Source organism: Exiguobacterium sp. s28 (assembly GCF_018618135.1).
In the GTDB taxonomy this organism is placed as follows: domain Bacteria; phylum Bacillota; class Bacilli; order Exiguobacteriales; family Exiguobacteriaceae; genus Exiguobacterium; species Exiguobacterium mexicanum_A.
In genome coordinates this window covers 1-13,867 of the sequence record NZ_JACSLL010000009.1, presented here as the reverse complement: position 1 = coordinate 13,867, position 13,867 = coordinate 1, and the positions used below count along the sequence as shown (strand labels likewise).

At 48.2% G+C, this 13,867-nt stretch carries 12 protein-coding genes; 8 read left to right on the top strand and 4 right to left on the bottom strand.

What is annotated here, in order from left to right; genetic code table 11:
- Nucleotides 1-14: 14 nt before the first annotated feature.
- Nucleotides 15-767 (top strand): nucleotidyltransferase domain-containing protein, encoded by a 753-nt coding sequence (locus KNP78_RS10240; RefSeq protein ID WP_214824047.1) that lies wholly within the window; start codon nucleotides 15-17, stop codon nucleotides 765-767.
- A 16-nt stretch (nucleotides 768-783) separates the two neighbouring features.
- On the opposite strand, the gene KNP78_RS10235 is transcribed toward KNP78_RS10240, so the two are convergent.
- The 4 genes from KNP78_RS10235 to rpmH all read right to left on the bottom strand — a co-directional run bounded on the left by KNP78_RS10235 (nucleotide 784) and on the right by rpmH (nucleotide 3,066).
- Nucleotides 784-1,326, bottom strand: a complete 543-nt coding sequence (locus tag KNP78_RS10235; protein WP_138860250.1) for an HdeD family acid-resistance protein — start codon at nucleotides 1,324-1,326, stop codon at nucleotides 784-786.
- Nucleotides 1,327-1,447: 121 nt separating this feature from the next.
- Complete coding sequence (yidC, locus tag KNP78_RS10230; RefSeq protein ID WP_034780298.1) at nucleotides 1,448-2,308, bottom strand: membrane protein insertase YidC; 861 nt, start codon at nucleotides 2,306-2,308, stop codon at nucleotides 1,448-1,450.
- Between the two features lie 102 nt (nucleotides 2,309-2,410).
- Nucleotides 2,411-2,764: a ribonuclease P protein component gene (gene rnpA, locus KNP78_RS10225; protein ID WP_034780297.1), complete on the bottom strand. Its 354-nt coding sequence runs from the start codon at nucleotides 2,762-2,764 to the stop codon at nucleotides 2,411-2,413.
- A gap of 167 nt (nucleotides 2,765-2,931) precedes the next feature.
- Nucleotides 2,932-3,066 carry a 50S ribosomal protein L34 gene (gene rpmH, locus KNP78_RS10220; protein ID WP_015880216.1) on the bottom strand — a complete coding sequence of 45 codons (135 nt, stop codon included), beginning with the start codon at nucleotides 3,064-3,066 and terminating at the stop codon, nucleotides 2,932-2,934.
- Between the two features lie 771 nt (nucleotides 3,067-3,837).
- On the opposite strand from rpmH, the gene dnaA reads away from it, so the two are divergent.
- From dnaA to KNP78_RS10185, 7 genes are all read left to right on the top strand, one after another.
- Nucleotides 3,838-5,211: a chromosomal replication initiator protein DnaA gene (gene dnaA, locus KNP78_RS10215; protein ID WP_021067847.1), complete on the top strand. Its 1,374-nt coding sequence runs from the start codon at nucleotides 3,838-3,840 to the stop codon at nucleotides 5,209-5,211.
- A gap of 197 nt (nucleotides 5,212-5,408) precedes the next feature.
- Entirely contained in the window at nucleotides 5,409-6,548 is a 1,140-nt protein-coding gene (dnaN, locus tag KNP78_RS10210) for a DNA polymerase III subunit beta (RefSeq protein WP_034780296.1), read from the top strand.
- 135 nt (nucleotides 6,549-6,683) lie between these two features.
- Nucleotides 6,684-6,899 carry a S4 domain-containing protein YaaA gene (gene yaaA, locus KNP78_RS10205; protein WP_034780295.1) on the top strand — a complete coding sequence of 72 codons (216 nt, stop codon included), beginning with the start codon at nucleotides 6,684-6,686 and terminating at the stop codon, nucleotides 6,897-6,899.
- A gap of 1 nt (nucleotide 6,900) precedes the next feature.
- Entirely contained in the window at nucleotides 6,901-8,019 is a 1,119-nt protein-coding gene (recF, locus tag KNP78_RS10200) for a DNA replication/repair protein RecF (RefSeq protein WP_214824046.1), read from the top strand.
- Nucleotides 8,020-8,073: 54 nt separating this feature from the next.
- Nucleotides 8,074-10,002, top strand: coding sequence for a DNA topoisomerase (ATP-hydrolyzing) subunit B (gene gyrB / locus KNP78_RS10195; RefSeq protein ID WP_034780293.1), 1,929 nt, complete (start codon nucleotides 8,074-8,076; stop codon nucleotides 10,000-10,002).
- 22 nt (nucleotides 10,003-10,024) lie between these two features.
- Entirely contained in the window at nucleotides 10,025-12,595 is a 2,571-nt protein-coding gene (gene gyrA, locus KNP78_RS10190) for a DNA gyrase subunit A (RefSeq protein ID WP_034780292.1), read from the top strand.
- 62 nt (nucleotides 12,596-12,657) lie between these two features.
- On the top strand, nucleotides 12,658-13,647 hold the full coding sequence (locus tag KNP78_RS10185; RefSeq protein WP_214755128.1) for an HD-GYP domain-containing protein: 990 nt from the start codon (nucleotides 12,658-12,660) through the stop codon (nucleotides 13,645-13,647).
- The last annotated feature ends 220 nt before the right edge of the window (nucleotides 13,648-13,867 follow it).

The window sequence follows — 13,867 nt, the reverse complement described above, 5'->3', positions numbered from 1 at the left end:
GAGGACGTGATGAAATGCGACAGCAAGATGCCATCGCCACATTGACCGACAGCCTCATCTCCGACAAGGATGTGCAGGCCATTTTCTTGAAAGGATCGTTCGGACGTGGTGAAGCGGACGAACATTCCGATGTCGACTTGTACGTCATGGTCGCCCCTGACAGCCTGAATGAGTTCTTGCCGCGCCGCCGCGACCATCTGGCCACATATCGCCCGATCCTGCTCGAGGACGAAATCGATATCGTGGCCCCGCAACTGATCGTCGTCTATGATGATTTCTTGCATCTCGACTTCTTCACGGTGACGGCGGACACGTTGAACCATCAAGACACAATTACGGTGCTGTACGATCCGGAACACCGACTGCAACATCACCCGAGTTCGCTCACTTTATCGGTTGAAGATTTGAGCGGACACGTGTTTGATGCGATTTGGTTCTTTTTCCAATATACGAAAGCCCGTGACCGCGGCAACGATGTCTGGGCCGTCGAGATGCTCCGGCAAGGCATGAGTCATTTCGCTTACGCACTTGCCGCTCATTACGAACCCGAACGGGCCGCACTCGGGTTGAAAGACGTGGCCGCCCGGCAGCGGATTGAAATCCGGACCTTTTATGAAGCGTTGACACCCGACCATCATGCGACAGCCGCTCGCTGGTATATCTCCCGTCTCGAAGCCGAGCGTCCCTTCTTCGAGACGACCGTTGCGTTCGAAGTGATTCGTCCGTTTTTGGACCGACTCGTCATCCGTGAAAAAAGCCGCTCCTGATGTGAGCGGCTTTCGTTTATGCTTGCTGACGTCTCGACGAGCGGAGCGTGAAATAGAGCACCCATTCGATCACCCCGACGGCGATGAGAAAACCGCCGAACAATTGGAACAAGACGAGCAGGCTATCGAACGGGTTCGCCAACATGAGCAGGCCAATCCCAATCCACAATAGACTGCTCAGCATGAAGTACATCCACCGATTGGCGATCGTCCGGCGAAATCCGACGGCTTGAATCAACCGGATGATCCCCCCGAACAAGAAGAGGGCACCGATGAAGATTGGAAGCAGGCTCGCTAACGTCTCGGCGAAGAAAAAGACGATCAAGGCGATCAATAGATAGATGATTCCCATAAAAAAGCCGGGTGGGAGGCCGTTTCGTTTGTGGCGCAACCCTTGAACGATGGCGATTAGACCGATGATGGCAAAATAAGCAGCGACCACATAGACAATCGCATCAAAAAAGAAACGTGGATATAAGATGATGAGTAAACCGATGATGACATAAAGTGCTGCCTGAATGAATGTCGACCGTTCCAACCGTTTGATAAGCGTCTCCATTTGAAAGACCCCTTTCCGATGTAACGAAGTAGACCACTTCTTCCTTTATTCCCGTATTCGGCCCTTATCCATCCGAAGCGACAAAAAAAGGCTGTGGATTGGTTATCCACAGCCTTAGGATTTATTTACGTTTTTTCTTTTTCGTCTTCTTCTCTTCTTCAGCAAGCGCGGCACGTTCTGCTTCTTTCGCCGCAATCTTCGCTTCAGCTTGAACTTTCATCTTCTCACGCATCGGGAGCATGATTGCCATCGTCACGATGATCGAGATGATGTAACCGACGACCCAGTACATCGAGAGGGCAGCCGGAAGGGTAATCGACATGACGAAGATCATCACCGGGAAGATGTAGAGCATCATTTTCAATTGTGGGTTTTGTTCTTGGCCCGCCATTGAAATTTTTTGCTGTGCAAACGTCAAGATTGCCGCGAGAATCGGCAAGATGAACGTCGGATCTGGTGCTCCGAGGTCGAACCAAAGGAACTGCGCTTCAAAGATTTCAGGTGTCCGACGGATCGCATCGTAGAACGCGAAGAGGATCGGCATTTGAATCAAGATTGGCAAGCAGCCCGCGAGCGGGTTGATTTGATACTCTTGATACATCTTCATCATTTCTTCTTGAAGCTTGCGTTGCGTCTCTTGGTCTTTCGAGCTGTACTTCTCACGAAGCTTGAGCATTTCCGGTTGCAACACTTGCATCGCACCCATGCTCTTCGTCTGCTTGATCATAAGCGGTAAAATCAAGAGACGAACGATAATCGTCGCAACGATGATCGAGTATCCGTACTGCCACGTCCCACCGATTAAGTAAGCCGCTTCTTTCAACAACCATGCCAATGGCCAAACAAAGTATTTCGACCAGAAGCCTTCCGTCTCAGCCGTGATCGGCTCTCCTTGGATCGTCGATGGGTCGACACAACCAGCCATCAACATGATGACGCCGGTCATGACGGCCAACAATCCTAATTTTAGCTTTTTGCTCATAGTTCCTCCTACGCTTTCTTTATCGATTCTTTTGTTTCATCACACGTCTATCGGTCAATCCTAATTAGTTCGCGTTATATATGAAAGAACGAGCTCGGATTGTTACGATCGATCGACTTGTCTCTGCTTCCAAACTTTAGCCCGTTTAAAGACGTGTTTCAAGCTTTCTGTCACTTCATCTTGTGTAAGGGACGTCGCAGGTTTGCGCGCAATGATGACGTAATTGTGCGGAGCCACGTTTGGTTCGAGCAAGCGAAGTGATTCACGCATCAATCGTTTCATCCGGTTTCGTTCCACGGCATTTCCAAGCTTTTTACTGACCGAAAGTCCGACCCGGAAGTGCGCTTGATCCGCTTTTTGCGTGTAGACGACAAACTGACGATTGGCCACGGAGCGTCCTTCACGAAACACCGCTTGGAACTCTTCATTCTTTTGCAGGCGGTATTCTTTTTTCAAAATTCTCACTCCATCCTTCACTTCAAAAATCGTCAACTAACATCATACCATATCCCATTCGTTTCAACGAGGGCGAATCAGCTTTTTCCGTCCGTTTGTGTGACTTCTGTGACGATATAAAAAAAGATTGCCCAAGGAAAAATCCTCGGGCAATCTCATGATCTTTATTAGACAGTCAAGGCTTTGCGGCCTTTACGACGGCGAGCTGCAAGAATGTTGCGGCCGTTTTTAGTCGCCATGCGAGCACGGAATCCGTGGACTTTCTTACGCTTACGGTTGTTAGGATTGAAAGTTGGTTTCATGGTTAAAGCACCTCCTCAAGGTTAACGCTCTATTAGCAAGTTATAGTTTCATTTAAGGCAGTCTTTAAGATTATATAAACAGTTCCCCAGATTGTCAATGAATTTTCGTTAGGTTTTCCATTAGGGCGAAATCAATTGCCAGGGGAGGAGAAGACGATCTCTTGATGGCACGATTTAGAAGAAACGGAAGCGTTAAGTAACATCGAGAATTAACAATCTTACAGTGACTTTTTTACAAACAGCTGTCTTAAGCCATTTTATCCACATATCCCAAGAGTTATCCACACTTATATGTGAATAACTCCTTCTTTTTCAACAAATTAAGCATACCGTTTTTTAATTTTTCATTTTCTTCTCTTAAAAAAATATTTTTCTCCATTCCTTCTTCCTCTTTTGTGTATAACTTTTCTGACCACAACTTTCCTTACTAACAATTATCCACAACATATCCACAGTTTATCCACACTGTACACAGCATGTGGATAACTGCCTGTGGATTCTTTTGGTCGTCTGTGGATAAATATCAAAAACCGTTGCCACGTCTATTTTATTTTGATAAACTGAATGTGCACAAACTTGTGGATGAACTTTTAGCAATTCCAAGATATACACAGGCTGTGGATAACTGTTATCCCCAACATCAACACCATGTGGATAACGTTATCCACAGTTTTTGTTCTCTGGGGATAACCCTAGTATCTACTATAGAATAGTGAATGTGTATATCGTGTGAATAAGTTTCGCCAACATGTGAGTAAAGGAGGTCTTTCATTGAAGAATGCTCGCGAGATTTGGAGAAATGTTTTATCTCTGATTGAAGAAGAGGAACGAACGCCAAAAGCCAGCTTTGATATGTGGTTGAAATCAACAGAAGGAATTTCGTTGATGGGGACGACGCTCGTCGTATCCGCGCCAGCCAGTTTCATTGTGACTTGGCTTGAACGTCAGTACTTGTCATTGTTACAAGATACGATTGAAGAAGTGACAAACAACAAGCTTGAGATTCATTTTATCGAGGAGTCGCAAGCACACAAGTATGCACCTGCGGATGGATCGAAAGAAACGATTGCTGCCACAGAAATGAAAGAACAGCCGCTTCCAGTACTGCCAAAAGAGGAAGGGAACCTCGGACAACTGAATGACAAATACATTTTCGAGACATTTGTCATCGGCTCCGGAAACCGGTTTGCCCATGCCGCCTCGCTCGCCGTGGCGGAAGCTCCGGCCCGTGCCTATAACCCGCTCTTCATTTATGGGGGAGTCGGACTCGGCAAGACACATTTGATGCATGCGATTGGGCATTACGTGAAAGGGCAAAAGCCTGGCGCACGAATTGCTTACGTATCATCTGAAAAGTTCACAAATGAGTTCATCAACTCGATTCGTGACAATAAGACCGAAGAGTTCCGTAACCGTTATCGGAACATCGATGTCCTCTTGATTGATGACATTCAGTTCTTGGCCGGTAAAGAGCAGACGCAGGAAGAGTTCTTCCATACGTTCAATGCGCTTCATAACGACCAGAAACAGATTGTGATTTCTAGCGACCGACCGCCTAAAGAGATCCCGACGCTCGAAGATCGTCTTCGTTCGCGGTTCGAATGGGGTCTTATCACAGATATCACACCGCCTGACCTCGAAACGCGGATTGCCATCTTACGTAAGAAGGCGACAGCAGAAGGGCTTGATATCGCGAACGACGTCATGCTGTACATCGCCAATCAAATCGACACGAACATTCGTGAGCTCGAAGGGGCGTTGACGCGCGTCGTCGCCTACGCCAAACTCGTCGGTCGTCCGATTGATCCGGATGTCGCTGCCGAAGCGTTGCACAATATCATGCCGGTCCAAGAAGCGAAGAAAATCGTCATTCGTGACATTCAAGAGATCGTCGGTCGTCACTTTAATATTGAAGTAGACGAGCTGAAAGCGAAGAAACGGACGAAGACGCTCGCATTCCCTCGTCAAATCGCGATGTACTTGTCCCGTGAGATGACGGAAAGCTCGCTTCCTAAGATAGGAGAAGAGTTCGGCGGACGTGATCATACGACAGTTATCCACGCTCATGAGAAAATTAGTACGTTACTCAAGCATGATCCAGAGATGCAAGAGACGATTCAGACACTAAAGAAGGCTTTGTCCTAACGTCTTGTGTTTCGCTGTGGATATCCTGTGGATAAACCCACATAGTTATCCACATGTTATTCACAGGCAGAATGGCTCAACACCAGTGGTTCAAGTGACTTATCCCCAGTATCCACAGCCCTTATTACTATTATGACTTAAATAATACTATTATTATTAAACTATATGACTCAGTTCACTTAGGAGGAATTATCCACATGCACTTAACGATTCAGCGAGATGTATTCATGCAAGCCGTACAAGACGTATCGAAGGCCGTTGCTTCTAGAACGACGATTCCAATCCTCACAGGTTTAAAGCTTGAGGCTCATGCCGATGGGTTGACACTCACAGGAAGTGATACCGAGATTTCAATCGAACGCTTAATCCCGATTGAAGAAGGCGGAATCGAACTCATTCAAATCCAACGAGCAGGCAGCGTCGTGCTCAATGCACGCTTCCTTGGCGAAATTGTTAAAAAGTTGCCGACGAATGAAGTGACACTTGAAGTGTCTCCAAACTTTATGACGCGGATTGAGTCAGGACAAGCCGAATTCCACTTGAACGGACTCGACCCAGATGAATACCCACGTCTTCCTGAGCTTTCAAGCGAGCGTCGTTTTTACTTGCCGGCTGATTTGTTGAAGACAATCATCCGCCAGACGAGCTTCGCTGTATCAGCTCAAGAGACACGTCCCGTTCTTACAGGGGTCAACTTCTCAGCTGAAAAAGGATTTTTGACTTGTGTCGCCACGGATAGCCACCGTTTAGCCCTCCGTCGGGCACGGTTCGAGACCGACAACGATTTGACGTTCCAAAACGTTGTCGTACCGGGCCGCTCATTGAACGAGCTCGCTAAATTGCTCGACCGCGAAGAATTGCCAGTCGAGATTGTTTTGACGGATCAACAAATTTTATTCCGAATGAAAAACATCTCGTTCTTCTCACGTCTCTTAGACGGGGCGTACCCGGACACATCACGTTTGATTCCGGAAGAATACCGGACAGCGGTCCGTTTGAACGCTAAAGATTTCTTGCAGGCAATTGACCGAGCCTCGCTGCTCGCCCGGGCCGACCGCAACAACGTCATTAAATTTGTCGCGGAAGAAGCGACGACGGTTGAAGTTTCGTCCCACTCTCCAGAAGTCGGGAAAGTGTCAGAACGCGTCAGCATCCTGTCGCTTGAAGGAGAAGAGTTAAAAATTTCATTCAACTCTAAATTTGTGATGGATGCACTCCGTGCGCTTGATGCTTCAGAAATCGAAATCCAGTTTACGGGTTCGATGCGACCGTTCATCTTGCGTCCGGTCGAACAGGATAGCGTCCTTCAGTTGATCTTGCCAGTCCGTACGTCTTAAATCTGACGGAGCGGATTCGGGGATGATGAGGTGTTTCACCTTATCATCCCCGTTTTTGCCTTATTCGACGTTTTTCGATAAACTAATAAGTATGGCGATTTTTTGTACTAAGTATGAAAGAAAGGAAGTGACGACATGCAAAAAGTGTCGATTACAACCGAGTATGTAACACTCGGACAATTTTTGAAGTTGGCTGATATTATTTCAAGCGGAGGCCAAGCGAAGTTCTTTTTAGAGGACGTTCAGATTAAAGTGAACGGCGAGGTCGATCAACGTCGCGGACGGAAACTACGGGATGGGGATACGATCGAAGTCGAAGGCTTCGGAGACTTCCAAATCGAGGGGAACTAACGTGCACTTAAAGTCGATCCGATTGCAAAACTACCGCAACTACGAAACCCTCGAGCTAGATTTTTCAGAACAGACGAACGTTCTCATCGGGGAAAATGCCCAAGGGAAAACGAATCTACTCGAATCGATTTACGTACTTGCGCTCGCGAAGTCACATCGGACGACGCAAGACCGTGAACTGATCGGCTGGGAAGCGGATGCTGCGATGGTCGAAGGGCGGATTCATAAACGGACCGGTGAGACGGTCCAATCGCTCACGTTTTCACCGAAAGGGAAAAAAGCGAAATTGAACCATCTCGAACAACGTCGTCTCAGCGACTACGTCGGGGCCTTCAACGTCGTACTGTTCGCACCAGAAGACCTCGCCATCGTCAAAGGCAGCCCGCAAGGACGACGTCGGTTTTTAGATATGGAGATCGGGCAAGTGAGTCCTGTTTATCTACATGAATTAAACCAGTACTTGAAGACGCTAAAGCAACGAAACGCCCTGTTGAAACAGCTCTCAATCAAAGGCGGGGATGAGACACTGCTCGAGGTACTCACCGATCAAATGATTGAACTTGCGGTGAAAATCGTTTCACGGCGCCATCGTTTCATCGATCAACTCGAAAAATGGGCCGGGCCGATTCACGCCGGCATCACGCGAAACTTGGAGACACTGACGATTCAGTACGTATCGGATACATTCCAAAAAGAACGTTACCCAAAAGATGCGATGTTTGAAACGTATCGTCGAAAGTTTGATAAAATAAGAGAGAACGAACGAAGACGAGGTGTGACGTTATTTGGTCCGCATCGAGATGATTTTGAGTTGTACGTCAACAATCGCAATGTCCAAACGTTCGGTTCGCAAGGTCAGCAGCGCACAGCGGCTTTGTCTTTAAAGCTAGCGGAGATTGAACTGATTCACGAAGAGGTCGGGGAATATCCGCTGCTCTTGTTAGATGACGTGTTATCTGAATTAGACGACCATCGCCAAACCCATCTGCTCGATACGATGGGCCAAAAAGTCCAAACGATTATCACGACAACCAATATTGATGGGATCGCTCACGAAACGATTCAACAAGCAAAGGTGTTTCACGTGAAACAGGGCGAAGTTGAAACAGAATCTGTATGAAGTAAGACCAATCCATATGAACACCAATTCATGTATAGTAGGTGAATGAAACCGATGAGTAACGAAAACGAAAAACAAATGCAAGATTATGGTGCCGATCAGATTCAAGTACTTGAAGGGTTAGAAGCTGTTCGCAAACGCCCGGGGATGTATATCGGTTCGACGAGCTCACGAGGACTCCATCACTTAGTATGGGAAATCGTCGATAACTCGATTGACGAAGCACTCGCGGGACACTGTGACACGATTACGGTCACGGTCGAGCCGGGTAACTCAGTCGTCGTTGAAGACAACGGGCGAGGCATCCCGGTCGATGTTCAAAAGAAAACGGGACGTCCAGCCGTTGAAGTCATTTTCACGGTCCTTCACGCCGGAGGTAAATTCGGTGGTGGCGGATATAAAGTCTCAGGCGGTTTGCACGGCGTCGGGGCCTCGGTCGTTAACGCCTTGTCGACGAAACTTGAAGTGTTCGTTCGCCGTAACGGCAACGTCTACTACCAATCATTCAAACGCGGTGTTCCACAAGGAGAACTCGAAATTGTTGGTACGACTGATACGACGGGTACGACTGTCCGTTTCTTCCCGGACGGCGATATCTTTGAGGAGACGCTCGAATACGATTTTGATTTACTCGCCACACGTCTGCGCGAACTTGCCTTCCTGAACAAAGGGCTTCGCATCGTCGCAAAAGACGAGCGCAGTGATGAGACGATTGAACGCAACTATCATTATGAGGGCGGGATCAAGTCATACGTTGAACACTTGAACCGCTCAAAAGCCTCAATCCACGATGAGCCTGTCTATGTACATGGCACGAAGGATGGGATTGAAGTTGAGATCGCGCTTCAGTACAACGAAGGATTTGCGAGCAACATCTATTCATTCACGAACAACATTCCGACCCACGAGGGCGGAACGCACGAGACAGGGTTCAAAACGGCACTCACTCGTTCGATCAACGACTATGCAAAACGCTTCGGTCTCATGAAAGAAGCCGATGGTAGCTTGTCAGGGGATGACGTACGTGAAGGATTGACGGCGATTGTCTCGGTCAAACACCCATCGCCACAGTTCGAGGGTCAAACGAAGACAAAGCTCGGCAACGCTGACGCTCGTACAGCGACAGACTCGCTCTTCACAGACACGTTTGAGCAGTTCTTGCTTGAGAACCCGTCTGTCGGGCGATTGATTGTCGACAAAGGTTTAATGGCGGCACGTGCTCGTCTCGCAGCGAAACGTGCTCGTGAAATGACTCGCCGAAAAGGAATCCTCGAAGTCAGTTCATTGCCTGGGAAACTAGCAGACTGTTCATCGAAAGATGCATCGAAGTCTGAATTGTACATCGTTGAGGGTGACTCGGCCGGTGGCTCTGCAAAATCAGGTCGCGATCGTCACTTCCAAGCGATCTTGCCGATTCGAGGTAAAATCATCAACGTCGAAAAAGCGAGACTCGATAAGATTTTAGCCAACCAAGAAGTTCGTACAATTATTACGGCGCTCGGGACTGGGATCGCGGAAGAGTTCGATCTCGCGAAGGCGCGGTACCATAAATTGATTATCATGACCGATGCCGACGTCGATGGAGCCCACATTCGGACACTGCTCTTGACGTTCTTCTACCGTTACATGCGTCCGCTCGTTGAAAGCGGCTATGTGTATATCGCGCAACCGCCACTTTACGGCTTGAAGCACGGAAAAGACGTCACCTACGTCCAAAATGAACGGGAACTGCAAGAAGCGATTAAACAGCTTCCAGAAAATGCTCGTTACAGTGTACAGCGTTACAAAGGTCTCGGTGAGATGGACCCTGAACAACTGTGGAGCACGACGATGAATCCAGAGACACGCTCGATGCTTCGTGTCGACCTTCAAGACGCCATTGAGGCGGATGAGATCTTTGAAACACTCATGGGTGACAATGTCGAGCCGCGACGTGACTTCATCCAATCACATGCGCATTACGTGAAAAACCTCGATATTTAAAAAGAAGGGTAGGCAATAACGAATGGCAGAACAAGAAAATATCAAGGATATAAATATTAGCCAAGAGATGCGCACCTCGTTCATGGACTATGCGATGAGCGTAATCGTATCACGTGCCCTCCCAGATGTACGAGACGGTCTGAAGCCGGTTCACCGCCGCATTCTTTATGCGATGAACGAGCTTGGGATTCGTGCCGATAAGCCTCATAAGAAGTCGGCGCGTGTTGTCGGTGACGTTATCGGTAAGTATCACCCACACGGTGACTCTGCCGTTTACGAGACGATGGTTCGGATGGCGCAAGACTTTAGTTACCGTTACGAACTCGTAGATGGCCACGGAAACTTTGGTTCTGTCGACGGTGACTCGGCGGCAGCGATGCGTTACACAGAAGCGCGGATGTCGAAAATCGCGATGGAACTCGTCCGTGATATCGGGAAGAATACAATCGATTACCAACCGAACTTTGACGGGGAAGAGAAAGAACCGGTCGTCATGCCTGCCCGGTTCCCGAACTTCTTGGTCAACGGGACGAGCGGGATTGCAGTCGGGATGGCCACGAACGTACCGCCGCATAACTTGAACGAAGTGATTGATGGGGTGCTTGCATTGACGCATAATCCGGATATCACGATTTCTGAGTTGATGCAGCATATTCCTGGTCCTGATTTCCCGACAGCTGGTGAGATTTTAGGACGTAGCGGAATTCGCCGTGCCTATGAGACGGGTCGTGGATCGATCACGATGCGTGCCAAAGCTGAGATCGAAGTGTTGAAAAATGGCCGTGAGCGCATTCTCGTTCATGAAATCCCGTATCAAGTGAACAAAGCGCGCCTCGTCGAAAAGATTGCCGATTTGGTACGCGACAAGAAAATCGAAGGCATCACCGACCTTCGTGACGAATCAGACCGTAACGGGATGCGTGTCGTCATCGAAGTACGCCGCGATGCGAATGCCAGCGTCATTTTGAACAACTTGTACAAACAGACGCCGATGCAAACGACGTTTGGTGTCAACATGCTCGCCCTCGTCGGCGGTCGACCGAAGACACTCAACTTGAAGCAGGCGATTTATTACTATATCGAGCACCAAAAAGAAGTCGTTCGTCGCCGGACACAATTCGACCTCGACAAGGCTGAGGCACGTGCGCACATCCTTGAAGGATTGCGCGTGGCACTCGATCATTTGGACGAAGTCATCGCCATCATCCGTAGTACACGGACCGGTGACGAGGCTCGCGAGAAGTTGATTGCCCGTTTCGGGTTATCGACCGAGCAGACACAAGCGATTCTCGATATGCGTCTTCAACGTTTGACTGGACTTGAGCGTGAGAAAATCGAAGGCGAGTATCGTGAGATTCGTGCCTTGATCGAAGAACTTCGTGCCATTTTAGGGGACGAAGAGCTCTTGCTCCAAATCATCCGCAACGAATTGACAGAAATCAAAGAGCGTTACGGCGATCCACGTCGGACGGTAATCCGTACGGACATCATCGAACTCGAAGATGAAGATTTGATTCCGGTCCGTGACATGATGATCACACTTACGAGTGAAGGATACATCAAGTCGATCCCGAGTGACTCATATCGTACGCAACGCCGTGGTGGACGAGGGAAACAAGGAATGGGCACGAACGATGAAGACTTCGTGTTACGTCTTTTGTCTGCATCTACGCATGATACGATTCTCTTCTTTACGAATTTCGGCCGTGTCTTCCGCTTGAAAGGCTATGAGATTCCTGAGATGAGCCGGACTGCGAAAGGGATGCCGATTATCAACTTGCTCCAAGTCGATAAAGGCGAGAAAGTCGAAACGATGATTCCGGTCGATTTCCAGAGTTACTTGGCGGACAAGGCCATCGTCGAGGATGGCACTGAAGACTCGGAAGCGGAAGTGGCGGATGAGCAATTGTCGCTCGTATTCATTACGAAACAAGGACTCGTTAAACGTTCACCGCTCTCGGCGTATGCCCGCATCAATAAAAATGGACTTCGTGCCATCAGTTTGAATGACACCGATGAACTCGTCACCGTTCGTCTCGCGAAGAGCGACGACGAAATGTTGATTGTGACGCGTGAAGGGATGTCGATTCGTTTCCCACTTGAAGGGGAAGTGCGTTCGATGGGCCGTACAGCTCGCGGCGTTCGTGCCATCCGATTGAAAAAGGACGATGATCAAGTTGTCTCGATGGAAATCGTACGACCGACACAAGACGTATTGATCATCACGGAAAAAGGTTACGGAAAACGTACCGCAATGGAGCAATTCCGTACGCAAGGTCGAGGTGGTTCTGGAATCATCGGAATCAAGACCGACCGCGGTACCGTCGTCGGTATGCGAGTCGTGGATGAGGACGACGATATCATGCTCATGACCGAGCTTGGTGTCGCCATTCGAATTGACGCACAGACGATTTCACAAATGGGTCGCAGTACGCGCGGCGTGAAAGTCATGAACATCGAGGACGGCGATCGCTTAGCGACCATCGCAAAATTGAAAAAAGATGAGCTAGAAGAGGAATCAGCAGATGAGATGGAGAATGGATTTGATGGTGAAGCACCAGAAACCGACCTATCGTCTGAAGTGACCGAATAAGGCGAAACAGGTCGAACGGGGCTTCCGTTCGACCTGTTTTCATACGATCAGGAGGGATGAGCATGCGACTCGCTATTTCAAACGTTCACGTAGGGATGGTCCTAAAAACAGCGGTCTCTTCATTAGAGGCTGGCATTAGACTGACGAATGAACATTTACGCTTGCTTCGGTTTTTAAAGGTGGAGACGATTGAAGTTGCTCCTGTGGAACGTCGTCGCTTCACGCAAGAAGAAGAACGCGATTTGTGTGAGAAGATCCTCCAATATGAACGTCACTATAATCAATGGGAGGAACGGATTGCTCCGAATCCCTATGAAGCCTTAGAGTTTATCCATCAATTGTTTCGTCGTGATTATCCATTATCAGCTATCGTTACATTTTTCACGAAACAACCACTTCGAAAAAATCACGTCATTCATCATGCGATTTATCGTGCACTCGTTGCAAGGACCTTGTCCAAGTATCGGGGGGATGAACATCGACTCCAGTTCGACTACGGCATCGCCTCGTATTTTGCAGACGCCAGCTACGCAAAAATTCGAAAATGGTCGCATATGCGTTATTTCACAAAAATGGAACGAGAGTTATTGTATCAACATCCACTCGTATCGATGGCGATGTTGCCTCAAGATCAGACGTTGCGCCAGCGCGTCAGTAAATTGGTTGCGGAACACCATGAGCGTCTTGATGGTTCTGGCTTTCCGAATCGTCTCGAGGAGCGGTCGCTCCATCCGGCCTCGCCGCTGTTCATTGTGGCAGATCGATTTTGTCAGTTGACAGCCCCACGAACGTTTCGAGACGCTTTGACACCGGAAGAGGCATATTTCTATATGTGGCAAAATGAAGCTTACGATGGGGAAGCACTTACCCTTTTGGCGACATTGCTTGGATTTTATGAAGTCGGTCGAACCGTGTTGTTGAGTAGTGGGGTTCGAGGTACAATCCGTAACTATACACCGAACGTCGAACAACCGATTGTCATATCTGAACCGACGCAAGAAATGTACGATTTGACTCGTTTAGATGAAGTTCGAATCATTGCATTCCAATGATCTGTGGTGTGTTTCTTCTATATAGTGGCGACCGAGAACACACCACGTTTTTATTCTTTTAAAATATTTTATTTTTATAGTTGACGAATAGTAGAGCAGGTGCTATTATTAATGAGTCGCTAAGAGCGGCAGACGAACTTTGAAAACTGAACGATGAGGCAAAAATAAGTTTTACAATTTTTGAATGAAGCGCAAGCTTCGTCATTTTTAAAGAGCTATA

What these genes read in the sequence shown, in the direction of transcription:
- KNP78_RS10185 (WP_214755128.1), top strand. Translation starts at nt 12,658, where the DNA reads ATGCGACTCGCTATTTCAAACGTTCACGTAGGGATGGTCCTAAAAACA.
- KNP78_RS10235 (WP_138860250.1), bottom strand. Translation starts at nt 1,326, where the DNA reads ATGGAGACGCTTATCAAACGGTTGGAACGGTCGACATTCATTCAGGCA.
- dnaN (WP_034780296.1), top strand. Translation starts at nt 5,409, where the DNA reads ATGCACTTAACGATTCAGCGAGATGTATTCATGCAAGCCGTACAAGAC.
- gyrB (WP_034780293.1), top strand. Translation starts at nt 8,074, where the DNA reads ATGAGTAACGAAAACGAAAAACAAATGCAAGATTATGGTGCCGATCAG.
- yaaA (WP_034780295.1), top strand. Translation starts at nt 6,684, where the DNA reads ATGCAAAAAGTGTCGATTACAACCGAGTATGTAACACTCGGACAATTT.
- gyrA (WP_034780292.1), top strand. Translation starts at nt 10,025, where the DNA reads ATGGCAGAACAAGAAAATATCAAGGATATAAATATTAGCCAAGAGATG.
- rpmH (WP_015880216.1), bottom strand. Translation starts at nt 3,066, where the DNA reads ATGAAACCAACTTTCAATCCTAACAACCGTAAGCGTAAGAAAGTCCAC.
- yidC (WP_034780298.1), bottom strand. Translation starts at nt 2,308, where the DNA reads ATGAGCAAAAAGCTAAAATTAGGATTGTTGGCCGTCATGACCGGCGTC.
- KNP78_RS10240 (WP_214824047.1), top strand. Translation starts at nt 15, where the DNA reads ATGCGACAGCAAGATGCCATCGCCACATTGACCGACAGCCTCATCTCC.